Raw genomic sequence first — 23,262 nt, 5'->3', positions numbered from 1 at the left:
ACTTTTCATTTGTTATAAAATTGTAATGAGAATAAAGTGAGAATTACGTTTTTTTGAACATAAGTGAAACTGGAGGTATTTTTTTATGGCAACATTAACGATTAAAGATCTTCACGTTGCAATTGACGGGAAAGAAATTTTAAAAGGGGTTAACCTTGAAATTAAAGGCGGTGAGTTCCATGCGATCATGGGACCGAACGGAACGGGAAAATCGACATTATCGGCGGCGATTATGGGCCATCCAAAATATGAAGTAACAAAAGGAAGCATTACATTAGATGGTCAAGATGTATTAGAAATGGAAGTAGATGAGCGCGCTCGTGCTGGGCTATTTTTAGCGATGCAATATCCGAGCGAAATTAGCGGTGTAACGAATGCGGATTTCCTTCGCTCAGCAATTAACGCACGTCGCGGAGAAGGAAATGAAATTTCATTAATGAAATTTATCCGTCAATTAGATGAAAAAATGGCGTTTTTAGAAATGAATCCAGATATGGCTCACCGCTACTTGAATGAAGGGTTCTCGGGCGGGGAGAAAAAGCGGAACGAAATTTTACAACTTATGATGTTACAGCCGAAAATTGCTATTTTAGATGAAATTGATTCCGGTCTTGATATCGATGCATTAAAAGTTGTCGCAAAAGGTGTAAATGACATGCGCAATAGCGACTTTGGCTGTTTAATCATTACGCATTATCAGCGATTGTTAAACTACATTACACCAGATTACGTACATGTCATGATGCAAGGACGTATCGTAAAGTCAGGCGGTCCAGAATTAGCACAACGTCTTGAAGCAGAAGGATATGATTGGATTAAAAGAGAGCTAGGCATTGAAGATGAAGTCGTTGAGCAAGAAGCGTAAGCGTTAGGAGGATTTAAGATGATTGAGACGAAACTACCATTCGACCAACAGTATGTGCGCTCATTTTCTGAAGGGCGCGGAGAACCGGACTGGCTTTTAAACGTTCGCTTACAAGCTCTTGCGCAAGCGGAACAATTGCCATTACCGAAGCCAGACAAAACGAAAATCGATCGTTGGAACTTCACACAATTTTCTGCTCATCTCGTTGAGAGCGCGCCGCTTTCTTCGCTAGAAGAGCTACCTGAACAAGTAAAAGTGCTCATCGATATAGCTGAGGAGCAAAAAAACGTATATGTTCAGCGAGATCATACATGTGCATACGTATCGCTTGCTGATGAATTAAAAGAAAAAGGTGTTATTTTCACAGACTTAGCAACAGCTGTCCGCGAGCATAGCGAACTTGTACAAAAATATTTTATGGACGGCGTCAAAGTAAATGAGCACCGTCTTACTGCTCTTCATGCGGCGCTTGTCAACGGTGGAGTGTTCGTATATGTGCCAAAGCACGTTCAAATCGACGTTCCTTTGCAGGCGGTATATGTGCATGAAAAAGCGGAAGCGCTGTTTAACCACGTCATTATTGTTGCCGATGTCGGAAGTAAAGTGACGTACGTTGAAAACTACATTTCAACATGTGAACGTTCGGAAGCGATCGTCAACATCGTTGCGGAAGTGTTTGCGCTTGACGATGCCCACGTATTTTTCGGTGCGGTCGATAGTTTAGCGAAAGGGACGACAACGTACGTGAACCGTCGCGGAATCACAGGTCGTCATGCGCGCATTGAGTGGGCGCTCGGCTTAATGAATGACGGGAATACGATTTCAGAAAACGTGACGCGCCTCATTGGTGATGGGTCGCTTGGCGATACGAAAACGGTCGTTGTGAGCCGCGGTGAGCAAGTGCAAAACTTTACAACGAGCGTGATTCATTACGGTAAGCATACGGAAGGATACATTTTAAAACACGGTGTCGTGAGAGATGAAGCGACATCAATTTTCAACGGGATCGGAAAAATTGAACACGGTGCCTCGAAATCAAACGCTGAACAAGAGTCTCGCGTGCTCATGTTAAGTCCAAAAGCGCGCGGAGATGCGAACCCGATTTTGTTAATTGACGAAGATGATGTGACAGCAGGCCACGCCGCATCTGTCGGTCGTGTTGATCCGATGCAACTATATTATTTAATGAGCCGCGGCATTCCGAAAGTAGAAGCTGAGCGATTAATTATTCACGGCTTTTTAGCACCTGTCGTTAATGAAATTCCTATTGAGCGTGTGAAAAAACAATTAATTGAAGTGATCGAAAGGAAAGTTAAGTGATGAACGTAAAAGAACTTCGTCAACTATTCCCGATTTTAGATCAAAAAGTAAACGGTAAACCGCTCGTTTATTTAGATAGCGCGGCGACGTCACAAAAGCCATTGCCAGTCATTGAGGCGATCGACAATTATTATCGTCAATATAATTCAAACGTTCATCGCGGTGTGCATACGCTCGGTACGAAGGCAACCGACGCATACGAAGGGGCGCGCGAAAAAGTGCGCCGCTTCATCGGTGCTGCTTCGATGGAAGAAATTATTTTTACACGCGGGACAACAACAGCGATTAACCTCGTGGCAGCTAGCTATGGACGAGCGAACGTCCGCCCTGGCGATGAGATCGTTATTACGTATATGGAGCACCATAGTAACATCATTCCGTGGCAACAAGTGGCTAAACAAACAGGTGCGACATTAAAATATATTCCGCTTCAGCCTGACGGAACGATTCGTTTAGAAGATGTAGAACAAACAGTCACGCCAAACACAAAAATTGTTGCGGTCACGCACGTATCAAACGTGCTCGGCACAATCAATCCTGTAAAAGAAATTGCGCAAATTGCCCATAAGAACGGTGCCGTCGTTGTTGTTGACGGGGCACAAAGCACGCCGCATATGAAAGTGAACGTACAGGAGCTAGATTGTGATTTTTATGCGTTTTCAGGCCATAAAATGTGCGGTCCGACAGGTATTGGCGTATTATACGGTAAAAAACGATTGCTTGACCAAATGGAACCTGTTGAGTTTGGTGGGGAAATGATTGATTTCGTCGGTTTGTATGAGTCGACGTGGAAAGAGCTTCCGTGGAAATTTGAAGGCGGCACGCCAATTATCGCAGGAGCGATTGGCTTAGGAGCGGCAATTGATTTCCTTGAGCAAGTTGGGTTAGATCATATTGCTGAGCACGAACATCGTTTAGCGCAATATGCGCTTGAACAGCTTGCAACGATTGACGGATTAACGATTTACGGCCCGAAAGAACGCGCCGGGCTTGTGACATTTAATATTGACGGTGTGCATCCGCACGATGTTGCGACCGTTTTAGACGCCGAAGGTATTGCTGTTCGTGCTGGTCACCATTGTGCGCAGCCGCTAATGAAATGGCTAAACGTGACGGCGACCGCACGTGCAAGCTTTTACTTATACAATACCGAAGAAGAAATTGATGCACTCGTTTCAGCATTAAAGAAAACGAAGGAGTATTTCAGCTATGTCTTTTAATAGCCATTTAGATACGTTGTATCGACAAGTTATTATGGATCATTACAAAAATCCGAGAAATCGTGGTGTGTTAGAAGGGGAGCATGTCGATATCAACATGAACAACCCGACGTGTGGTGATCGCATTCACTTAACATTAAAAGTAGAAGATGGGAAAATTGTCGATGCGAAGTTTGAAGGAGAAGGTTGTTCTATTTCGATGTCCTCTGCATCGATGATGACAGAGGCGATTAAAGGAAAAACGATTGAAGAGGCGCTCAAGCTATCAACGATTTTTTCCGACATGATGCAAGGAAAAGATTATGACGACTCAATTGATTTAGGCGATATTGAAGCACTTCAAGGCGTATCAAAATTCCCTGCCCGCATTAAATGCGCTACATTAGCGTGGAAAGCGATGGAAAAAGGATTGCATGAGCAACAAGGCTAGTCATAAAAAAGGAGGCGAAAGAGATGGCGAAAAAAATGCCAGAAATCGGTGAATATAAGTATGGTTTCGCCGATAAAGATGTATCTGTCTTCCGTGCTGAGCGCGGCTTAACGCGCGAAATTGTAGAAGAAATTTCGCGAATGAAAAATGAACCAAAGTGGATGCTCGACTTCCGCTTAAAAGCGTTAGACATTTTTTACAGCATGCCGATGCCACAATGGGGCGGCGATTTATCAAGTTTAGATTTCGATGAAATTACTTATTACGTCAAACCATCGGAAAAATCCGGTCGTTCTTGGGATGAGGTGCCGGAAGAAATTAAAGCAACGTTCGATAAGCTCGGTATTCCAGAAGCAGAACAAAAATATTTAGCTGGGGTATCGGCGCAATACGAGTCGGAAGTTGTATACCATAACATGAAAGAAGATCTAGAGAAATTAGGGGTCATTTTTAAAGATACAGACTCGGCGTTAAAAGAAAATGAAGATTTATTTCGCGAGCATTGGGCAAAAGTTGTTCCGCCGACAGATAATAAATTTGCAGCGCTCAACTCTGCTGTTTGGTCTGGCGGTTCATTCATTTACGTGCCAAAAGGTGTAAAAGTCGATACGCCATTGCAAGCATATTTCCGTATTAACTCGGAAAATATGGGACAATTTGAACGGACGTTAATTATCGTTGATGAAGGGGCGCATGTTCATTACGTGGAAGGCTGTACAGCGCCTGTCTATACGACAAACTCACTTCATAGCGCAGTCGTTGAAATTATCGTGAAAAAAGGCGCATATTGCCGTTATACAACGATTCAAAACTGGGCAAACAACGTCTTTAACCTCGTGACAAAGCGCGCTGTTTGCGAAGAAAATGCAACGATGGAATGGATCGATGGAAATATCGGTTCAAAATTAACGATGAAATACCCAGCTGTCATTTTAAAAGGAGAAGGGGCGCGCGGTTTGACGCTTTCGATTGCGATTGCAGGTAAAGGTCAACATCAAGATGCTGGTGCAAAAATGATTCATTTAGCACCAAACACGTCGTCGACGATCGTCTCTAAATCCATTTCGAAACAAGGTGGAAAAGTCACATATCGCGGCATTGTCCATTTCGGACGGAAAGCGGACGGTTCTCGTTCAAATATTGAGTGTGACACGCTCATTATGGATAATCAATCGACATCTGATACGATTCCATACAACGAAATTTTAAACGACAACATTTCGCTTGAGCATGAAGCAAAAGTGTCGAAAGTATCAGAAGAACAACTATTTTATTTAATGAGCCGCGGCATCTCTGAACAAGAAGCGACAGAAATGATCGTTATGGGCTTTATTGAGCCGTTTACGAGAGAATTGCCGATGGAATACGCCGTTGAAATGAACCGACTCATTAAGTTTGAAATGGAAGGTAGTATTGGATAATTCATAGCTGATGATCTGCATAGAGCGGATCATCGGCTTTTTTTGTATGTTATGGTAAGATGAATATAGGTGATGAATATGATTTATGTCGGATTAACGGGATGGGGAGACCATGACCGCTTATATCCATCTCGTTTAGCAGCAAAAGATAAGTTGCGAGCGTATGCTGCCCATTTTCCAACTGTTGAAGTCGATGCGTATTTTTACGCCATTCAACCACGGCAAAATGTAGAGAAATGGATTGTGGAAACGCCATCTTCGTTTCAATTTATCGTCAAAGCGTATCAAGGAATGACGGGACATCAGCGTGGCGATATCCCGTATGCGAATAAAGATGACATGTTTAGCGCATTTTTGCAGTCGATTGAGCCGTTTCAGCAAGCGAAGAAACTGGCGATGGTATTATTTCAATTTCCACCTTGGTTTGACTGCAAAAAAGAGCATGTACGTTATTTACGTTGGTGTCGTGAACGAATGAAAGATGTGCCTGTTGCGCTTGAATTTCGTCATCAATCGTGGTTTTCTCCGCCCTTTTATGAAAAGACGCTGCGCTTCATGGAAGAAGAGCGATGGATTCATAGCATTTGTGATGAACCGCAAGCAGGGGAAGGTTCGGTTCCGACTGTTCTTTATCCAACAGACAAGCATAAAACACTTATTCGTCTACACGGACGAAATGTCGCTGGTTGGAATAAACGAGATGATGAAAATTGGCGTGCCATTCGTTATTTGTACCGATATAACGAGCAAGAACTGTTACAATGGGCGACACATATCCGGACGCTACAAACAAAATGTGAACATATTTACATATTATTTAACAACAATTCGGGCGGTGATGCGGCTGATAATGCAAAACAGCTCTTGCAGATGTTAAGTATTGAGTATACGGACTTAGCGCCACGGCAATTAGATTTGTTTTCATAATGGGGGATGAAAATGGAATACATACTTCTGTTAGTGATTGGTTTTTTAGCAGGAACGATCGGCAGTCTTGTCGGTTTAGGTGGGGGAGTCATTATCGTTCCCGCGCTTCTTTTTTTAAGTGCAGCTCATATGTTGCCAGCCATTTCACCACAAGTCGCGGTTGGTACATCGCTTGTTGTAATTATTTTTAATGGATTGTCGTCAACTTTAACATATATGAAGCATAAAATGGTGGACTATAAAAGCGGCTTGTTTTTTTTCATCGGCAGTGGGCCGGGCGCCATGTTAGGGGCATGGGTAAACCAACATGTTCATATGCATCATTTTTCGCTTTACTTTGGACTGTTTGTAATTGCTGTTTCATTTTTGCTTATGTTTCAATCGCGTTTTTCACCGCGTGCAACACGAACGTTTCCTATTATGCGCACGTATGTCACGAACGAAGGAGAGGAAGTGACATACGGCTATAATCCGTTCATTGCTACGCTCATTGCGTTTATTGTTGGCTTTGTCGGCGGGTTTTTTGGCATTGGTGGCGGTTCGCTCATGGTGCCTGCGATGATGTTATTGTTTTTATTTCCTCCTCATGTGGCGGTAGCGACATCGATGTTTATCGTCTTTTTGTCATCCATTGTTAGCTCATCGACACATGTATGGATGGGAAATGTCGCATGGACGTTTGCGTTTGCGCTCATTCCGGGCGTATGGGTCGGTGCAAAATGTGGCGCATGGCTTAATCGGAGACTAAAAGGAAAAACAGTTGTGACGCTATTGCGGATCGTACTCATTTTACTTGGGGTTCGTTTAATCGTGCAAGGACTTGGCTGGTAAAGGGAAAGGTGTGTTGCAAACATTGAAAGAGACGATACATATTTATCATACAAACGATGTGCATAGCCATTTTGAACATTGGCCAAAAGTAGTGCATTATTTACGAAAAAAAAGAAGCGAGCATAAAAAACAAAATGAACATATGGTTTTGCTCGATATTGGTGACTTTATTGATCGATTTCATCCGATCACAGAAGCGTCGGATGGAAAAGCTAATATCGCCCTTTTAAACGATGCGGCGTACGATGCGGTCACAATTGGAAACAATGAAGGAATTACGCTAAGTCATAAACAGCTCGATACGTTATATGCACATGCTAAATTCCCTGTGATTGTTGCGAACGTTTTTTATGAAAACGGAGAGCGTCCCGATTGGATGAAACCGTATATCATTATGACATTCGGACGTGTGCGCATAGCTTTTATTGGAGTGACCGTCCCATTTCAGACGTTTTATGAGCTGCTGGGATGGCGTGTTGCGGATCCATTTGAGACGGTCGCTCAGCTTGTGGAAGAGCTTTCGGAAAAAGTGGATGCAGTCATTTTGTTATCTCATTTAGGGATAAGTGATGATGAAAAAATGGCTCATCTGTTTCCGCAACTGACAGCAATTTTAGGAGGGCATACGCATCATGTATTTGAATGCGGAAAACGTGTAAACAACACGTTGCTTTGTGGGGCTGGGAAATTTGCGCATTACGTCGGATGTGTGACGTTGACGGTTGATACAAAAAACCGGAAAGTTGATGCACGTGCATATGTGAAACATATCGATGCTCTTGAACAAGAATGTATGGAAACAAAACAAAAATTACATCATATGATCGAACGAGCGACGAACGCATTGGCGCAGCCAGTTGTTTATTTGCCTGAAACTTTACATATTGACTGGTTTTCACCATCCCCATTCGCGTCGCTTCTGGCGAAGGCGTTAAACGAATGGTGTGAAGGTGATGTAGCGATGGTGAATGCCGGGGTGCTACTGTCTTCTCTCGAAAAAGGTGTTGTGACAAAAGGGGATATTCACCGTATTTGTCCACATCCGATTAATCCATGCAAAGTATATTTGCGAGGGAGCGAGTTAAAAGAAGTCATTTTACAAGCGGAAACTGAACAAATGAAACAGTTACGTCTGAAAGGATTTGGATTTCGTGGAGAAGTAATGGGACAAATGGTGTATGACCGCATTACTGTTGAAAAAGAACAACTGATAGATGGTCAAGCACACGTGCGCCGCATTTTGATTCATCATCAGCCAATTGAAGAACAAAAAACGTATGCGGTGGCGACAATTGATATGTTTACGTTCGGACATTTATATCCAGAAATATATCGAGCGAAAAAACAATATTATATGCCAGAAATGTTGCGTGATGTGCTTGCGTGGAAGCTAAAAAACATGTATCAATCGTAGGCACCCTTCGTTCCTTTATTCATACATTGAATAAAGGAAAGGAGCGTGAAATGTATGGTTGAGGTTAGACCGTTATGGATTGACGGAAAACCGTTTACAGCGATTTCTGTTCAGTTGCCTAAAACGACGTTGTTAGCTGTTGCGAACGATACAGGATATATTATGTGCGGGGCATTAGATGTGGCGCTATTAAACAATAAATTGCGCGACCGAGGAATTATCGCAGGAAGGGCGGTAGGGGTGCGAACAATTGACCAACTGTTAGAAGCACCGCTTGAGTCTGTCACTTTTGCGGCTGAACAATTAGGGATCTCACGTGGAATGAAAGGAAAAGACGCTTTGCTTCTCATGAAATAAAATAATAATCCCCTGCTTGATCGCATACATATAGCGTGAGAGGGGGGATTTTTGTTGTATCAACAATTGCGTAAAAGAAGAAAACCGCTACCCGTCCGTTATATTTTTTTAATCACGTTCGTTTTTTTTATTGTTTCGACTGTTGCGAGCCTTTGGTTTATTAATAGAGGGATTGAACCGACGCTTATGGCGATCGCCGAGAAAGAAACGCGCCGCCTAGCGAACTTAGTGATAAACAATGCGATTAGTCAACAAATTGCTGAGGACGATTTCAACGTCGAAAACTTTATTAAAATTGAAAAAGATGGGCAAGGAAAAATTTCGGCTATTGACTTTAATGCAACAGTAGTCAATCGTGTATTAGCAAAAACGACAAACCGCGTACAGCGAAATTTAAAAGCAGCATCGGAAGGAAAACTATCCGCGCTTGAGTTTCCAGACGTGCAAGTTGAAACGGAAATGGAAAAAGGGATTATTTATTATATCCCGCTCGGACAAGCAACAAACAACGTCTTATTAGGGAATTTAGGTCCGCGTATACCGGTTCGTTTTTACGTCATTGGGGACGTTCATTCGGATGTCAACAAAAATATTCGTCCATTTGGAATTAACAATGCTTTAATAGAAATAGCAATTCATATCGAAGTGAACGTGCAAATTATTATTCCATTTGCAACAAAAACAGCAACGATTCAAAACGACATTCCTGTCGCTATCCAAATTATTCAAGGCGAAGTTCCGCAATTTTACAATCAGGGAGGGGAAGGAAATACGTCGATTGAACTTCCTATTCAACAATAAAAAATTGTGAAAATTTTATTTTTAAAAATATTATTTTGACAAAAGGCTTTTCCGTTGTTATACTTAAAATTAAAATGAAACAAAAAAGTCTGAAAAATTAAAATAATCGAACAGGGTGGTGGTATTGCACTTATTTGTCTGTTACTCTGTAAAGATAAAAATGGAATAAGGAGGTCATTTATCTATGGAAAGTCGTCAACAATGGGGCACGCGTGCTGGTTTTATTTTAGCAGCAGCTGGCTCGGCAATTGGATTAGGGAACATTTGGAGGTTTCCGGCTGTCGCGTATGAAAATGGTGGAGGAGCGTTCTTCCTCCCGTACTTATTCGCTTTATTAACGGCAGGCATTCCAATTCTTATATTGGAATTTACGCTCGGACATAAGTATCGTGGTTCAGCGCCATTAACGTTTGCTCGCCTAAGCAAAGGAGCGGAATGGATCGGTTGGTGGCAAGTACTTATTTCATTCGTTATTTCAACGTATTATTCCGTTGTTATTGCTTGGGCGATGTCTTACACGTATTTCGCTTTTACGTCGAAGTGGGGAGAAGATACAGAAGGCTTCTTATTCGGTGAGTATTTAAAATTAGCAGAAACGCCAGGTACATTCGGCGGCATAGTTCCAGCTGTTCTTATTCCGCTTGTTCTCGTGTGGGTCATTAATTTAGCTGTTTTATATAAAGGGGTTCGTAAAGGAATTGAGTTAGCGAATAAAATTTTCTTGCCAACGCTCGTTGTTTTATTCTTTATTATCGTCGTTCGCGCGGTCACGCTAGAAGGTGCAGTTGAAGGATTAAATGCATTTTTCAAACCAAATTGGGATCAAATTATGAACGGAAAAGTATGGGTTGCTGCATATAGCCAAATTTTCTTTAGCTTGTCGATTGCATTTGCTATTATGATTACGTATTCAAGTTATTTACCAAAAAAATCAGATATTACAAACAACGCCTTTATTACAGGATTTGCAAACTCAGGATTTGAACTGTTAGCCGGTATTGGTGTATTTAGCGTACTCGGTTTTTTAGCTCACCAACAGGGTGTAGCAGTAAGCGAAGTCGTTAAAGGGGGAGTCGGGTTAGCGTTTGTTGTCTTCCCGCAAATTATTAACCAATTTCCAGCGTTTAATGAATTTTTCGGCGTGTTATTTTTCCTTTCGCTAACGTTAGCTGGTTTGTCATCTCTCATTTCCATTTCGGAAACATATGTAGCGGCATTTCAAGAAAAGTTTGGTATTTCTCGCGCGAAAGCCGTTCTTGGTGGCGGTGGATTAGCGGCGTTAATCGCGCTCGTGTTTGCAACAAACGGTGGATTATATTTCTTAGATGTGGTCGACTATTTTATTAATAACTTCGGTGTTGCGCTTGTCGGTCTAATTGAAGTGATTGTTATCGCATGGGTGTTAAAACAACTCAATGCGCTTCAAACACATGCAAACAGTGTATCAGATATTATGGTAGGTGCGTGGTGGAAAGTTTCGCTCTCCGTGATCACACCGGTTGTACTAGGCTATATGATGTTTGATAGCATTAAAACGAACGTGAAAGAAAATTATGGTGGGTACGATACACTATTTGTTGTGAAGTATGGTTGGACGATTGCGGCACTCGTTATCGTTCTCGGTTTTGTCCTTTCAGTAAAACGTTGGAGAGATGGTGTATTGTCCGTTCCAACGGATAAGGAGGTTTCGAGCTGATGGAAACAAGTGCATTGATTATGATGCTTGTTGGCATGGTTATTATTTGGGGAGGTTTTGCAGCGAGCGTCGCTCATGCAGTGAAGAAAAGCCGTCAATCATAAAAAAGATGAGGGGAAATCCTCATCTTTTTTTCATGCGTTCTTGTCGCTCCCATTGTTTTAAGTAAGGATAAGGATCAAACGACCATTCCGTATAACCGTTATCTTTATACATGCCGTAGTGGAGATGCGGTGGGAATTTACCTGACGTTCCAGGTGGACCGTATCCCGAGCTGCCAACCGACCCGATTAACATACCAGGCTCTACAATCGTTCCTTCCTCTAAACCGTTAGCGAATCCGTTTAAGTGTGCAAAGTAATGATACGTATTGTTTATATCGCGAATACCGATGCGCCAACCACCGTATTTGTTCCAACCTTTTAATTCAACGATGCCATAACATGTAGAACGAACCGGCGTGCCATAGTGAGCAAAGATGTCTGTTCCTTCATGAATACGGCGCCCTCCCCACCCACGTGCATCTCCCCACGTACTTCGATAACTATATTCAAAGCGGCGCGGAATGGGAAATGCGTATTGATCGAGTTGGAGCGTTCCGAAATGTTTATATAACTTTACTTTCCCTAAAATCATATCGACCGTTTTACTTCGTTCATAATAATCCCATAGCGCCATTTTAATATGCGTATGATCTGTTCCGTATGACCGTAAAAAACGCGCAAAAGCAAATAAAACGTCCTCATCATTTGTTCGATCTGCGAAACCGTCTCCATTTCCATCTATACCCATTCCACCGAATTGGCTAATTGTGAATGGATTTTGATCTTCTTGATTAAAATTAAGCGGCCCTGACCATCGTTCTGGAGGAATATAAATGCTAATTACTCCTGTCGGTTTTGGTAAGTCACGCCGCGCTTGTCGAATGCTACGTTCGTACTGGTCGACTGCTGCAAAATAATACCACGGAATAAATGAAATGGCTTCCGCTTTTTTATAAAGCTCCATTCGCTTGTCATATAAATCATTTGGTGCAGCTGCAAATGATTGAAACGGCACGAAAAGAAGAAAGATGATGCACCATAATGTTCTCACGCATTCTTGCTCCTTTCTCCGAAGTTCATATCATTAGTTTGGGGTAATCGACTGTTTTCATAAATAAAAAATGTTGGAAAAACAAACTGTTTTGTATTGTAAAGCAATAACTCGTATAATGAGTAATGTATATTAACGAGTGGAGCGTGAAAATGATGTCGACAAAAGAACAACACCTTCGCAAACCAGAATGGTTAAAGATAAAGTTAAATACGAATGAACATTATATGGGCTTAAAAAAAATGATGCGTGAAAAACAGTTGCATACTGTATGCGAAGAAGCGCGTTGCCCAAATATTCATGAATGTTGGGCTGTTCGCCGAACGGCAACGTTTATGATTTTAGGGGACGTATGTACGCGTGCTTGCCGCTTTTGTGCCGTCAAAACAGGATTGCCTACTGAGTTAGACTGGCAAGAGCCGGAGCGTGTGGCTGAATCCGTTCGGTTAATGAATTTAAAACATGTTGTCGTTACCGCAGTAGCTCGCGACGATTTAAAAGATGGGGGAGCAGCTGTATTTGCAGAGACGGTGCGTGCCATTCGCCGGAAAAATCCGTTAACGACGATCGAAGTATTGCCGTCGGATATGGGAGGTGTATATGAAAACTTACGAACGTTAATGGATGCGCGTCCTGACATTTTAAATCATAATATCGAAACCGTCCGTCGTCTTACTCCACGTGTTCGTGCACGCGCAACGTATGAACGTTCGCTTGAATTTTTACGCCGCGCAAAAGAAATACAGCCTGATATCCCAACAAAATCAAGCTTAATGGTTGGTCTTGGAGAAACGAAGGAAGAAATTTTGGAGGCGATGGATGATTTGCGGGCGGTCGGTGTGAATATTTTAACAATCGGTCAATATTTACAGCCGACAAAGAAACACTTGAAAGTAGAAAAATATTACCATCCTCATGAGTTTATGGAATTGAAAGAAATTGCGTTAATGAAAGGATTCAGTCATTGTGAGTCTGGTCCGCTCGTTCGTTCCTCTTATCATGCCGATGAACAAGTGCGATCAGCAAAGGCGGCGGAGTGAATGATGAAGGATGTCCCACTTCATTTGAGCGGGACATCCTTTTTTCTTATTGCATCATATTCATTTCTTCGCGTTGCACACCGTTTTCGTTTTCGCCACTACTTATTTTTTTACCTTGAGGCGATTTAAGCATTTCGTTAATTGTCTGTTGTAAAACTTGATCGACATTTTGACTGTTTGCATCTAAACGGCCAAAGCGTTCAATATCTTGAAACATGCGCGGATTATCCGAAACATACACGTGATAATAACGCGGCACGACAGAAATGGCTGTTTTTTTCACTTGATCGGCTGTTTCGGATCGGTTTGTACTGTCTGTTTTGTAAACAACAAAGACGGTATCATCTGTAACGAGTGTTCCGACATCATAAACGTTCGGAAGTTGTGTGCACAATTTGCTAATTAAATCAGCGACATTTTCACGGTTTAATATAGGTATGGTTGCATATTGTGTTGTGTCCCCTGGGATGGGGCTTTTTTGATGACGGACGTAGCCGAAATTTGTTAGACGTGAATCAAGTCCATTTCGCACACCATGCTCGTTATATAAATCGTTTCGTGAGCGAACGTTAATCGTTGTACCGCTTTTTTCGTACAAAGACGTTGATTCATTTCCAGCGCACCCCGATAATAAAGTGATGGCGCTTATTCCTGTGATAATCCATGTTTTCCGCAAAGAAACTCCCCCCTTCTTTTTTATTATTCGTTTTATTTAGCAATTCATAATGGTCATTGCTTGGGGGAAAGACATGTTTTATGATAGAAATGGAAAGAAGAGGTGAGGACAATGATTTGTATTCATAATACGTGCTACGAACTTGTAGAAAATGTACGCAACGGTTTTAATGAAGAAGCGTTTCGGTTACGTTATACAGATATTTTAAATAAATATGACTACATTGTTGGGGATTGGGGATACAATCAACTTCGTTTGCGTGGTTTTTTTGACGATCACAATCAAAAGGCGACATATGATACGAAAATAAGTACGTTATCTGAATATTTGTTTGAATATTGTAATTTTGGTTGTGCGTATTTTGTATTGCGAAAGGTGAAAAAATAGGTCAGGATGCCTGACCTATTTTTCATGAGTATGGTTGTTGCCCATTTTCATTCGAGTCATCATGTACCGGATGAGCCCCGGGATCTTGGCGTGGAATATTTTGGTGAAGCGATTTATATTCGTAATTAAACGCACTGTAGTATCGTTGTCCTTCTTGCCAAGGTGTACTTTTGTTTTGAACAGGTTCATGTTCACCACGCGGGGCGCCATAAGGGCCTTCTGGCAGCGTTTCTGGAACGAGAAAGTTTTTTCTCGCCTCTACCGTTGAAAAATCATGATATGTCTCATCGGTCATACGAACGCTTCCTTTCTTTTTTGCATAGCGTTCCACTTAACCGACAATTTCATGTAAAAAACTTTTCAATTCGTTTGCCTCTTCTTCGTCTAAATGGTATACATGTTCAATATATCCCGGTTGTTGCAAGTCATCTGAACCGATAATGGCATATCGGTTGCTTTGTAAATCGAGTACGAGCACTTTTCCATAGAAGCGGTCTGTCTGGACGATCGCTAAATCAAACCGTTCATTTTTGCCAACGAAGCTGACAAAACGTGTTTTCGTATCGACTGTATCATCATATAAAAAGAAACGTTCCATATTCAAACCTCCATATGTTTTTGTTTGCTCCTTCATCTTAACAAATTTCTGTTAGATGTGTAAAAGAAAGCGCTATGCTACAATAAAGGAAAAAGGCAGAAAGGAAGATGGGAGATGTATTTTGTCGATCGTCAAAAAATCGAAAAAACATTAACATATATGGAACAAACTGTTCACTATGTCGAACAATCGTTTCACACACCGATCGAAAAGCTCGCTCTTGAGCGTATCGGACACGTCATCATTGAATCGATCATTGATGTGGGAAATGCGATGATCGACGGTTTTATTATGCGCGATCCGGGAAGTTATGAGGACATCATTGACATTTTAGTTGATGAACGTGTTGTTTCCGCTGAGGAAGGCGAGGCATTAAAACAAATCATCCATTTTCGTAAAAAGCTTGTTCAACAGTATATCGACGTACCGCATGCTGAATTGTTGGAAGTATTGCAACGTTATAAACATGTTCTCCAATCGTTCCCTGCTTCTATTCGCTCGTATTTACAAAACGAACTCGGCCCTGTGTCTGCCTTTTTAAACGAAAATGTTTAAAAATTGTGCGTATAGGGGAAATCGTGTAAAATGGAAGTGGGTGAAAAATGATGCGAAAAAAAACCTCTTCCACAAAAGAACAAATTTTGAATATGTTAAAAGTGCAAAAGCGACTAACGGTCGGTGAAATGGCGGAGCAACTTCGAATTACAGAAATGGCTGTCCGCCGTCATTTAAGTGCATTAGAGCGTGAAGAATTGATTGAATCGACGCTCGTTCGTCAACCGATGGGAAGACCGACAAACGTATATCAGTTAAGTGCTAAAGGGCATCAACGGTTTCCCCGCCATTATCAGCAAACGATGCTTGATTTTTTAGCTGATTTGGAAAAAATGGGTGGCACGCAAATGGTAGCTGAGTTGTTTCAAAACCGGCAAGAACGGATGAAAAAGTTGTATGAACAGCAGCTCGGTAATAAATCGTTTGATGAAAAAATAAAAGAACTTGTTGCGGTTCAAAATGAGCATGGGTATATGTCGGAGTTATTACAGCATGATGACGGCTCATTTGAGTTAGTTGAACATAACTGTCCTATCACCGAAGTAGCTCGAGCATATCCGATTGCTTGTGAATGTGAGCGACAGCTGTTTGAAACGCTTATTCATGAGGCAGACATCGTACCGAAGACGTGTTTAGCGGACGGCGATGATGCGTGCCGCTATCATATTAAACGAAAAAAATGAACAATCGTTGACATTCGTTGCTCCTTCTTTGACAAGTGCATTTGTTTTGCGTTAAAGTTTGAACGTGCAAGTTGTCAAAAGGAGTGGCGAAAGTGAAAACGTATAAAGGATATTTAATTGATCTAGACGGTACAATGTATCGCGGAACAGAACGGATTGAAGAAGCATGCGCATTTGTCCATCGTCTTCATGAAAAAGGAATTCCATATTTGTTTGTAACGAATAATTCTTCGCGTACACCAGAACAGGTGGCAGAAAAACTGCGTCGATTTGATATCCCAGCAACGAAAGATCAAGTATTTACGACAAGTCAAGCAACTGCCAATTACATTTATGAAAAAAAGCCAAATGCTTCTGTTTATGTCATTGGAGAAGATGGTATTCGTCAAGCACTTGAGGAGAAAGGTTTTACATTTGCGAACGAAGATGCTGAAGTTGTTGTCATGGGCATTGATCGTAGCATTAATTATGAAAAGTTAGCAATTGCTTGTTTAGCTGTTCGCAACGGGGCGATGTTTATCTCGACGAACGGAGACATCGCCATTCCGACCGAGCGCGGGCTTTTACCTGGGAATGGCTCTCTCACATCTGTTGTTGCTGTATCGACACAAACAAAGCCTATTTTTATTGGCAAACCAGAAAAAATCATTATGGAGCAAGCACTTGAAGTACTTGGTGTTCCAAAAGAAGAAACATTAATGGTTGGGGATAATTATGACACCGACATTATGGCGGGGATGAACGCAGGAATGGATACGCTTCTCGTTCATACGGGTGTAACGACGAAAGAGATGTTGCAAACGTACGATCGACAACCAACATATGTTGTCGACTCGTTAAAAGAATGGATGGAACGTATATAAAAAAGGTGCCAAATTAAGGCACCTTTTTTATTCGACATGGGCTGCGCGATGAGCAAGACGGCTTGAAGCGGCAGCCGCAATTGCCCCGACGATATCGTCTAAAAATGTATGACATTGACCGGACGATTTATCATTTAGTTTTTTTAAAATACCTGGCTTTTGTTTATCAATGTATCCGTAATTTGTAAAGCCGATGGAACCGTATACGTTGACGATGGATAGAGCTAAAATTTCGTCCACCCCATATAACCCTTCGTCTTTTTCGATAAACGATTGTAGTGGTTCTTGTAACAGTCCTTTTTCTGCTAATATGTCGAGTTGAATGCCGGTGAATAGGGCGTTTTGTACTTCACGTTTCGCAATGACTCGGTTGACGTTATGAATGCATTCATCCATTTTCAAGTCCGGATGATATTTCGATTGCAAGTAATAAACGAGTTCAGCGATATGCTCGATTGTTACACCTCGATCAGCAAGCCATTGTCGCGCAATTTGCTCCATTTTCCCTATTTTCTTTTCCTCCATCCACTTCACCTATTTCTTTTTTTATTTTTTACAATGTATGTGCTCCTTTTATGAAACGTGCGTGTATTTCCTCTCTCATATGAAGTTTATACGTATTTTTTAAACATATACATGAAGGAAGGAGGGATGTGCATGGATTATTATTTTCGTGTTGACCAGATCAAGCCAGTAGACGAACGCTTTATGATTCATAGTGGAAACGATATATATGTCGCCGTGCCAACAAATGAGAAAGAAAACGACATACAGCAATTATATTACATGGCGATGTATATGCGAGCACAAGGTGATGAAACGGTTGCAACGTTACTCCCAACGAAAACAGGTCAGTTTGTTGGAACGTTGCAAGGAAAACGAGTGAGCGTGTGGAAAATAGAAGGTCGAATGAAAACAGAGGATGTCGCCCAACAACTCGCCTTATTTCATCAGCGCGGACGCACATATCCGTATGCGGTGTCATCGCGAAGTCGATTTGGGCAATGGGGAGAACTGTGGGGTCAGCGCGTCGATCAACTTGAGCAGTTTTGGGAGTTGCAAGTGAAATCATCTGAAAAAAGTGAGGTAGATAAGAAATTTATTGAAACATTTCCATATTATTTAGGTTTAGCCGAGAATGCCATTCAATATATTGTTGATACACAGTTAGATGAAGTTCCGATGCGTAGCGACATGCCAACTATTTGCCATGAGCAGTTCTCCTTACAAACATGGAAAGATGGAAAAGTGCCGACAGATTGGGTATTTGACCATGCGAGTCGAGATCTGTCGGAATGGATTCGAACACAATGGTTGCTAAAAAAAGAAGATAAAGAAGTTGTTCACTTTTTACAAACGTATGAGCATATTCAATCGCTTAGCCGATTTTCATGGCGTATGATTTATGCCCGATTATTAATGCCAATCCACTATTTCCAAGCGATTGAAAATTACTACGGATCGCAACATGGGCGTGATGAGCAATTATTGCAGCAAATATTTGAAGGGGTCGACATATACGAACAAAAACTTCGGCATTTTCATGACATCACGACGATAACTATTCCTCGGCTCGATTGGTTATAAATATGGTAAAATAAAGTGAAAAGTATGTTTAAGGGAGTCGAGGTTATGGGGAGACCGTACGTTTTTATTACGAGAGAACTACCAGACGATGTTGTTGCTCCGTTATGTGACAAATATCATGTGAACATGTGGCCGCATGAGGACATCGCTGTGCCGCGCGACGTATTGCTTGAGGAAGCGAGCAAGGCAGAAGCGTTAATTACGATGTTATCTGATCGCATTGATGAGGAGCTGTTGAAGCAAAGTCCGAAGCTTCGCGTGGTGGCAAATGTGGCGGTCGGCTACGACAATATCGACGTAGAGGCAGCGAAAACATATGGAGTTATCGTTTGTAACACCCCCGATGTGTTAACAGAAACGACAGCAGATTTAACATTTGCTTTACTGCTAGCAACAGCGAGACGATTAATTGAAGCAGCCGAGTTTGTTAAAGGAGGGAAATGGAAAAGTTGGAGCCCTCTTTTACTTGCAGGAACGGACGTTCACCATAAAACGATAGGGATTGTTGGCATGGGGAAAATTGGTCAGGCTGTTGCACATCGTGCAAAAGGATTTCATATGCGCGTGTTGTACTATAATCGTTCACGAAATATTGAGGCAGAAAAGACGCTTGATGCGACGTATTGTTCTTTTGATGAATTGCTGAGGCGATCTGATTTTGTCGTCTGTTTAGCTCCGCTGACGAACGAAACGTATCAATTGTTTAACCGTGCCGCGTTTGCGAAAATGAAATCATCAGCCATTTTTATTAATGCAGGACGCGGGGCGATCGTTGATGAAGAGGCGCTATATGATGCGTTAATTCATCGACGCATTGCCGGCGCAGGGTTAGATGTGTTCGCACAAGAGCCGATTCGTTCTGATCATCCGCTTCTGCAACTACCAAATGTTGTTGCACTCCCCCACATAGGAAGTGCGACGAAAGAAACGAGATATGCAATGATGCATGTATGTTGCCGCAATGTGATGGCCGTCTTGGAAGGAAAAGAACCATATACACCTGTGCGTTAGAGCCAATAGGCTCTTTTTTTATTTTTTTAGAAAATTTTTAAACATAAAACGTTTTCATATGATACGATAGTGAAAATAAGGATTGTAAATGAAATGGAGATGTCCTATAATGTCTACTATATAAAAACAAATGTTCACTACGGAAAAACAAGAGGTGGGGAAGATGGTAAAAAGTGTGTCAGTCGGATTATTAGGATTAGGAACGGTTGGTAGTGGTGTTGTCAAAATCATTGAAAACCATCAAGATAAATTGATGCATCAAGTCGGTTGCCCTGTAGAAATTAAAAAGGTTGCCGTTCGCGACCGCGATAAAAAGCGAGATGTCGCTTTGCCGGAGGCGGTATTAACGACAAATGTAGAAGAAGTGATTCATGATCCGGACATTGATGTTGTCATTGAAGTGATGGGAGGCGTCGAAGAGACGCGTCAATATATACTAACGGCATTAAAAAATGGGAAGCATGTCATCACAGCGAATAAAGATTTAATGGCATTGTATGGAACAGAATTACTCTCTGTTGCTTCTGAGCATGGCTGTGACTTGTTTTACGAGGCGAGCGTAGCTGGCGGTATTCCGATTTTGCGCAGCCTTGTAGATGGGTTAGCTTCTGATCGAATTACAAAAATGATGGGAATTGTTAACGGTACAACGAATTACATTTTAACAAAGATGAGCAAATTCCACCGCGCGTACGATGAAGCATTAGCGGAGGCGCAGGAGCTCGGTTACGCTGAAGCCGATCCAACGGCGGATGTTGAAGGATTAGACGCAGCAAGAAAAATGGCGATTTTAGCTCGACTTGGTTTTTCAATGAACATCGATTTGCAAGATGTGTATGTGAAGGGGATTACGGAGATTACGGAAGAAGACATAAACTATAGCAAACGACTCGGTTATACGATGAAATTAATCGGTATTGCCCATCGAGACGGCGATAAAGTCGAAGTTAGTGTACAGCCGACGTTGTTGCCAGAGACGCACCCACTTGCGTCGGTAAACGATGAATATAACGCGGTTTACGTTTACGGTGAGGCGGTTGGCGAGACGATGTTTTACGGTCCAGGGGCAGGCAGTTTGCCGACAGCGACATCTGTCGTATCTGATCTCGTTGCTGTCGTGAAAAACATGCGTCTTGGTGTGAATGGAAGAAGTGCAGTCACTCCACAATACGATAAGCAGTTAAAAGAAGATAGCGAAATATATTCGAAGTATTTTTTACGCATTCATGTAAAAGATCAAGTCGGGGCGTTTGCAAAAATTACATCGCTCTTTTCGGAAAGAGGAGTGAGCTTTGAAAAAATTTTACAATTGCCATTAAATCAAAAAGATTTAGCCGAAATTGTTCTCGTTACACACCAAGCATCGTTAAAAGACTATCGTGATGTATTGCAGCAGTTGAGAGATTTAGAAGTTGTAGAAGAAGTGAAAAGTTCTTATCGAGTAGAAGGGGAAGGTGCATTGTAATGTGGAGGGGATTGTTACATCATTATCGCGACTATTTGCCGGTCACAGACAAGACGCCGATGTTATCGTTACATGAAGGGAATACACCACTTATCCCGCTTGTTCACTTATCAGAAAAACTCGGTGTGGAATTATACGTTAAAACAGAAGGAGCAAACCCGACAGGATCGTTTAAAGATCGCGGAATGGTTATGGCGGTGGCGAAGGCAAAAGAGGAAGGAAGCGATACAATCATTTGCGCATCGACAGGAAATACGTCTGCAGCGGCAGCAGCTTATGCTGCACGAGCAAATATGCGCTGCATTATTATCATTCCTGATGGGAAAATCGCGCTCGGAAAGTTGGCGCAGGCTGTCATGTATGGTGCAGAAATCGTTGCAATTCAAGGGAACTTTGACCATGCATTAAAAATGGTACGCCGTTTGAGTGAGATGGCTCCGGTTACGCTCGTTAATTCAGTAAACCCGTATCGGATCGAAGGACAAAAAACAGCCGCTTTTGAAATTTGTGAGCAACTCGGGGAGGCGCCTGATGTTCTTGCCATTCCAGTTGGGAATGCAGGGAATATTACGGCGTATTGGAAAGGGTTTAAACAGTTTCATGAAAAACATGGAACGAAATTGCCACAAATGCGAGGTTTTGAAGCTGAAGGTGCAGCTGCTATTGTGCGAAATGAAGTAATTGAAAATCCTGAAACGATTGCGACAGCGATTCGCATTGGTAATCCAGCTAGTTGGGAATACGCTGTTCAAGCTGCCAACGAATCAGGTGGAAAAATCGATGAGGTAACAGATGAACAAATTTTGGAGGCGTACCGTTTGCTTGCGCGCGAAGAAGGAATTTTTGCAGAGCCTGCTTCGTGTGCATCGATAGCTGGTGTGATGAAGCAAGTGGCAAGTGGTGAAATTAAAAAAGGCAGCCGTATTGTTGCGGTGCTAACTGGAAACGGATTGAAAGATCCGAATGTAGCGATGGAGGCGATGAACGTTCAACCGACTGTACTGCCAAATGATGAGGAAGTCGTGTTTGCTCACATTCAAGGGGCTGTTCTCCAATGAATGACGGTGAAATGTTAAAAATTGTTGTGCCGGGAAGCACTGCCAACCTCGGACCCGGCTTTGATTCGATCGGATTAGCTGTTTCGCTTCATTTAACGTTAGAGGTAGTGCGTGCAACAACATGGGAATTTGTCCCGAAAACAAATGAAGTAAAAAGTATTCCGACTGGGGAAAGCAATTTAATTTATCAAGTAGCAAATGAGCTGGCGAGTCAGTATGGTGTTACGCTCCCTCCTTGCCGCGTGTTTGTGTCAAGCAACATTCCTTTTACACGCGGTCTCGGAAGTAGTGCTGCGGCGATTGTGGCGGCTATTGAGTTGGCAAATGAACTTGGACGTCTCAGTTTGTCGCAAGAAGAAAAAATGAGAATAGCTACCACATATGAAGGGCACCCCGATAACGTTGGCGCCTCCTTATATGGAGGGTTAGTAATTGGTAGCTATGTAAAAGAACGTACGCATGTTGTGCACGTACCGCACATCCCGATAGATCTCATTGCGGTCATTCCGACGTATGAACTGGAGACGAAAAAATCACGTACCGTTCTTCCGAGTGAGTTCACACGTGCGCAGGCAGTAGAGGCGAGTGCGGTTGGAAATGTGCTCGTTGCCGCATTGCTGACACAAAACTGGTCACTGGCAGGTGAGATGATGGATGCGGATCTTTTTCACCAGCCATATCGGGAACGTCTCGTACCTGAATTGAAACGAGTGCGTGTCGTGGCGAAGCGGAGTGGGGCATTCGGTGTCGCATTAAGCGGCGCAGGTCCGACTGTACTTTGTTTTGCTGAACAAGGGTGTGGAAAAGAAGTATATGATGCCCTACGAGCGGCATTTCCTCACGATGACGTACGTATGTTGTCCGTAGAGACAACGGGTAGTTGCGTATATAAAATGACGTTAGAAAAATAAACATTTCCTAACGGAAAAAGGGGGTCCAACGTTTTTGGACCCCCTTTTTGT

Annotated in this window: 27 protein-coding genes; 22 read left to right on the top strand and 5 right to left on the bottom strand. The window is 42.3% G+C overall.

Translation table 11 applies throughout. The annotated features are described in order from the left end of the window. Positions 1-85: 85 nt before the first annotated feature. The 12 genes from sufC to BM213_RS03520 all read left to right on the top strand — a co-directional run bounded on the left by sufC (position 86) and on the right by BM213_RS03520 (position 11,386). Positions 86-865, top strand: coding sequence for a Fe-S cluster assembly ATPase SufC (gene sufC / locus BM213_RS03575; protein WP_091700982.1), 780 nt, complete (start codon positions 86-88; stop codon positions 863-865). Between the two features lie 18 nt (positions 866-883). Further along, a complete protein-coding gene (sufD, locus tag BM213_RS03570) occupies positions 884-2,185 on the top strand; it encodes a Fe-S cluster assembly protein SufD (protein WP_091700979.1) in 1,302 nt (433 codons plus the stop codon). Then, the gene (locus BM213_RS03565; protein ID WP_091700977.1) at positions 2,185-3,405 is read left to right on the top strand and encodes a cysteine desulfurase; all 1,221 of its coding nucleotides are present in this window, start codon (positions 2,185-2,187) and stop codon (positions 3,403-3,405) included. The genes sufD and BM213_RS03565 overlap by 1 nt, the downstream gene beginning before the upstream one ends. Then, entirely contained in the window at positions 3,395-3,835 is a 441-nt protein-coding gene (sufU, locus tag BM213_RS03560; protein ID WP_012575968.1) for a Fe-S cluster assembly sulfur transfer protein SufU, read from the top strand. The genes BM213_RS03565 and sufU overlap by 11 nt, the downstream gene beginning before the upstream one ends. 23 nt (positions 3,836-3,858) lie before the next feature. Then, entirely contained in the window at positions 3,859-5,256 is a 1,398-nt protein-coding gene (gene sufB, locus BM213_RS03555; protein WP_006322751.1) for a Fe-S cluster assembly protein SufB, read from the top strand. 78 nt (positions 5,257-5,334) lie between these two features. After that, positions 5,335-6,183, top strand: coding sequence for a DUF72 domain-containing protein (locus BM213_RS03550; protein WP_091700975.1), 849 nt, complete (start codon positions 5,335-5,337; stop codon positions 6,181-6,183). A gap of 12 nt (positions 6,184-6,195) precedes the next feature. Then, positions 6,196-7,014 carry a sulfite exporter TauE/SafE family protein gene (locus BM213_RS03545; RefSeq protein WP_091700973.1) on the top strand — a complete coding sequence of 273 codons (819 nt, stop codon included), beginning with the start codon at positions 6,196-6,198 and terminating at the stop codon, positions 7,012-7,014. Between the two features lie 22 nt (positions 7,015-7,036). After that, positions 7,037-8,428 (top strand): bifunctional metallophosphatase/5'-nucleotidase, encoded by a 1,392-nt coding sequence (locus tag BM213_RS03540; RefSeq protein WP_091701041.1) that lies wholly within the window; start codon positions 7,037-7,039, stop codon positions 8,426-8,428. A 54-nt stretch (positions 8,429-8,482) separates the two neighbouring features. Then, entirely contained in the window at positions 8,483-8,785 is a 303-nt protein-coding gene (locus tag BM213_RS03535; RefSeq protein ID WP_091700970.1) for a YunC family protein, read from the top strand. A gap of 51 nt (positions 8,786-8,836) precedes the next feature. Further along, on the top strand, positions 8,837-9,586 hold the full coding sequence (gene yunB / locus BM213_RS03530) for a sporulation protein YunB (protein ID WP_091700968.1): 750 nt from the start codon (positions 8,837-8,839) through the stop codon (positions 9,584-9,586). A 184-nt stretch (positions 9,587-9,770) separates the two neighbouring features. Next, entirely contained in the window at positions 9,771-11,282 is a 1,512-nt protein-coding gene (locus tag BM213_RS03525; RefSeq protein WP_091700965.1) for a sodium-dependent transporter, read from the top strand. Next, positions 11,282-11,386, top strand: a complete 105-nt coding sequence (locus BM213_RS03520) for a methionine/alanine import family NSS transporter small subunit (protein WP_009362251.1) — start codon at positions 11,282-11,284, stop codon at positions 11,384-11,386. Before BM213_RS03525 ends, BM213_RS03520 begins: the two co-directional genes overlap by 1 nt. Before the next feature lie 19 nt (positions 11,387-11,405). Here BM213_RS03520 and BM213_RS03515 read toward each other — a convergent pair whose 3' ends face one another. Continuing rightward, positions 11,406-12,377, bottom strand: coding sequence for a M23 family metallopeptidase (locus tag BM213_RS03515; protein ID WP_091700963.1), 972 nt, complete (start codon positions 12,375-12,377; stop codon positions 11,406-11,408). Between the two features lie 125 nt (positions 12,378-12,502). Here BM213_RS03515 and lipA point away from each other — a divergent pair, with 125 nt between their 5' ends. Then, positions 12,503-13,417 (top strand): lipoyl synthase, encoded by a 915-nt coding sequence (gene lipA, locus BM213_RS03510; RefSeq protein WP_341864903.1) that lies wholly within the window; start codon positions 12,503-12,505, stop codon positions 13,415-13,417. A gap of 46 nt (positions 13,418-13,463) precedes the next feature. Here lipA and BM213_RS03505 read toward each other — a convergent pair whose 3' ends face one another. Beyond that, positions 13,464-14,093: a YhcN/YlaJ family sporulation lipoprotein gene (locus BM213_RS03505; protein ID WP_091700960.1), complete on the bottom strand. Its 630-nt coding sequence runs from the start codon at positions 14,091-14,093 to the stop codon at positions 13,464-13,466. Between the two features lie 111 nt (positions 14,094-14,204). Here BM213_RS03505 and BM213_RS03500 point away from each other — a divergent pair, with 111 nt between their 5' ends. Then, entirely contained in the window at positions 14,205-14,480 is a 276-nt protein-coding gene (locus BM213_RS03500) for a YutD family protein (RefSeq protein WP_091700958.1), read from the top strand. 22 nt (positions 14,481-14,502) lie between these two features. On the opposite strand, the gene BM213_RS03495 is transcribed toward BM213_RS03500, so the two are convergent. Continuing rightward, positions 14,503-14,775, bottom strand: coding sequence for a cytosolic protein (locus BM213_RS03495; RefSeq protein ID WP_091700955.1), 273 nt, complete (start codon positions 14,773-14,775; stop codon positions 14,503-14,505). Positions 14,776-14,811: 36 nt separating this feature from the next. Next, positions 14,812-15,078, bottom strand: a complete 267-nt coding sequence (locus tag BM213_RS03490) for a DUF3055 domain-containing protein (protein ID WP_244149174.1) — start codon at positions 15,076-15,078, stop codon at positions 14,812-14,814. Positions 15,079-15,192: 114 nt separating this feature from the next. On the opposite strand from BM213_RS03490, the gene BM213_RS03485 reads away from it, so the two are divergent. From BM213_RS03485 to BM213_RS03475, 3 genes are all read left to right on the top strand, one after another. Next, positions 15,193-15,633, top strand: coding sequence for a DUF86 domain-containing protein (locus BM213_RS03485; protein WP_091700950.1), 441 nt, complete (start codon positions 15,193-15,195; stop codon positions 15,631-15,633). A 47-nt stretch (positions 15,634-15,680) separates the two neighbouring features. After that, positions 15,681-16,316, top strand: coding sequence for a helix-turn-helix transcriptional regulator (locus tag BM213_RS03480; RefSeq protein ID WP_091700947.1), 636 nt, complete (start codon positions 15,681-15,683; stop codon positions 16,314-16,316). Between the two features lie 92 nt (positions 16,317-16,408). Continuing rightward, the gene (locus tag BM213_RS03475) at positions 16,409-17,179 is read left to right on the top strand and encodes a TIGR01457 family HAD-type hydrolase (RefSeq protein ID WP_091700944.1); all 771 of its coding nucleotides are present in this window, start codon (positions 16,409-16,411) and stop codon (positions 17,177-17,179) included. Positions 17,180-17,206: 27 nt separating this feature from the next. Here the strand turns inward: BM213_RS03475 and BM213_RS03470 are convergent, their stop codons facing one another. Continuing rightward, on the bottom strand, positions 17,207-17,704 hold the full coding sequence (locus tag BM213_RS03470) for a phosphatidylglycerophosphatase A family protein (protein WP_091700941.1): 498 nt from the start codon (positions 17,702-17,704) through the stop codon (positions 17,207-17,209). Between the two features lie 132 nt (positions 17,705-17,836). Here BM213_RS03470 and yutH point away from each other — a divergent pair, with 132 nt between their 5' ends. From yutH to thrB, 5 genes are all read left to right on the top strand, one after another. Next, the gene (gene yutH, locus BM213_RS03465) at positions 17,837-18,766 is read left to right on the top strand and encodes a spore coat putative kinase YutH (RefSeq protein WP_091700939.1); all 930 of its coding nucleotides are present in this window, start codon (positions 17,837-17,839) and stop codon (positions 18,764-18,766) included. Between the two features lie 45 nt (positions 18,767-18,811). After that, complete coding sequence (locus BM213_RS03460) at positions 18,812-19,777, top strand: 2-hydroxyacid dehydrogenase (protein WP_091700936.1); 966 nt, start codon at positions 18,812-18,814, stop codon at positions 19,775-19,777. A 163-nt stretch (positions 19,778-19,940) separates the two neighbouring features. After that, entirely contained in the window at positions 19,941-21,242 is a 1,302-nt protein-coding gene (locus tag BM213_RS03455) for a homoserine dehydrogenase (RefSeq protein ID WP_091700934.1), read from the top strand. Then, positions 21,242-22,300: a threonine synthase gene (gene thrC, locus BM213_RS03450; protein ID WP_003398281.1), complete on the top strand. Its 1,059-nt coding sequence runs from the start codon at positions 21,242-21,244 to the stop codon at positions 22,298-22,300. Before BM213_RS03455 ends, thrC begins: the two co-directional genes overlap by 1 nt. Next, a complete protein-coding gene (gene thrB / locus BM213_RS03445; RefSeq protein WP_091700931.1) occupies positions 22,297-23,211 on the top strand; it encodes a homoserine kinase in 915 nt (304 codons plus the stop codon). Before thrC ends, thrB begins: the two co-directional genes overlap by 4 nt. Positions 23,212-23,262 lie beyond the last annotated feature (51 nt).

This window comes from Anoxybacillus pushchinoensis (genome assembly GCF_900111795.1).
GTDB lineage: Bacteria > Bacillota > Bacilli > Bacillales > Anoxybacillaceae > Anoxybacillus > Anoxybacillus pushchinoensis.
The sequence above is the reverse complement of the archived record's forward strand: the minus strand, read 5'-3'. Positions and strand labels throughout refer to the sequence as shown.

What these genes read in the sequence shown, in the direction of transcription:
- sufC (WP_091700982.1), top strand. Translation starts at nt 86, where the DNA reads ATGGCAACATTAACGATTAAAGATCTTCACGTTGCAATTGACGGGAAA.
- sufD (WP_091700979.1), top strand. Translation starts at nt 884, where the DNA reads ATGATTGAGACGAAACTACCATTCGACCAACAGTATGTGCGCTCATTT.
- BM213_RS03565 (WP_091700977.1), top strand. Translation starts at nt 2,185, where the DNA reads ATGAACGTAAAAGAACTTCGTCAACTATTCCCGATTTTAGATCAAAAA.
- sufU (WP_012575968.1), top strand. Translation starts at nt 3,395, where the DNA reads ATGTCTTTTAATAGCCATTTAGATACGTTGTATCGACAAGTTATTATG.
- sufB (WP_006322751.1), top strand. Translation starts at nt 3,859, where the DNA reads ATGGCGAAAAAAATGCCAGAAATCGGTGAATATAAGTATGGTTTCGCC.
- BM213_RS03550 (WP_091700975.1), top strand. Translation starts at nt 5,335, where the DNA reads ATGATTTATGTCGGATTAACGGGATGGGGAGACCATGACCGCTTATAT.
- BM213_RS03545 (WP_091700973.1), top strand. Translation starts at nt 6,196, where the DNA reads ATGGAATACATACTTCTGTTAGTGATTGGTTTTTTAGCAGGAACGATC.
- BM213_RS03535 (WP_091700970.1), top strand. Translation starts at nt 8,483, where the DNA reads ATGGTTGAGGTTAGACCGTTATGGATTGACGGAAAACCGTTTACAGCG.
- BM213_RS03525 (WP_091700965.1), top strand. Translation starts at nt 9,771, where the DNA reads ATGGAAAGTCGTCAACAATGGGGCACGCGTGCTGGTTTTATTTTAGCA.
- BM213_RS03520 (WP_009362251.1), top strand. Translation starts at nt 11,282, where the DNA reads ATGGAAACAAGTGCATTGATTATGATGCTTGTTGGCATGGTTATTATT.
- lipA (WP_341864903.1), top strand. Translation starts at nt 12,503, where the DNA reads ATGTATATTAACGAGTGGAGCGTGAAAATGATGTCGACAAAAGAACAA.
- BM213_RS03500 (WP_091700958.1), top strand. Translation starts at nt 14,205, where the DNA reads ATGATTTGTATTCATAATACGTGCTACGAACTTGTAGAAAATGTACGC.
- BM213_RS03495 (WP_091700955.1), bottom strand. Translation starts at nt 14,775, where the DNA reads ATGACCGATGAGACATATCATGATTTTTCAACGGTAGAGGCGAGAAAA.
- BM213_RS03490 (WP_244149174.1), bottom strand. Translation starts at nt 15,078, where the DNA reads ATGGAACGTTTCTTTTTATATGATGATACAGTCGATACGAAAACACGT.
- BM213_RS03485 (WP_091700950.1), top strand. Translation starts at nt 15,193, where the DNA reads ATGTATTTTGTCGATCGTCAAAAAATCGAAAAAACATTAACATATATG.
- BM213_RS03480 (WP_091700947.1), top strand. Translation starts at nt 15,681, where the DNA reads ATGATGCGAAAAAAAACCTCTTCCACAAAAGAACAAATTTTGAATATG.
- BM213_RS03470 (WP_091700941.1), bottom strand. Translation starts at nt 17,704, where the DNA reads ATGGAGGAAAAGAAAATAGGGAAAATGGAGCAAATTGCGCGACAATGG.
- yutH (WP_091700939.1), top strand. Translation starts at nt 17,837, where the DNA reads ATGGATTATTATTTTCGTGTTGACCAGATCAAGCCAGTAGACGAACGC.
- BM213_RS03460 (WP_091700936.1), top strand. Translation starts at nt 18,812, where the DNA reads ATGGGGAGACCGTACGTTTTTATTACGAGAGAACTACCAGACGATGTT.
- BM213_RS03455 (WP_091700934.1), top strand. Translation starts at nt 19,941, where the DNA reads ATGGTAAAAAGTGTGTCAGTCGGATTATTAGGATTAGGAACGGTTGGT.
- thrC (WP_003398281.1), top strand. Translation starts at nt 21,242, where the DNA reads ATGTGGAGGGGATTGTTACATCATTATCGCGACTATTTGCCGGTCACA.
- thrB (WP_091700931.1), top strand. Translation starts at nt 22,297, where the DNA reads ATGAATGACGGTGAAATGTTAAAAATTGTTGTGCCGGGAAGCACTGCC.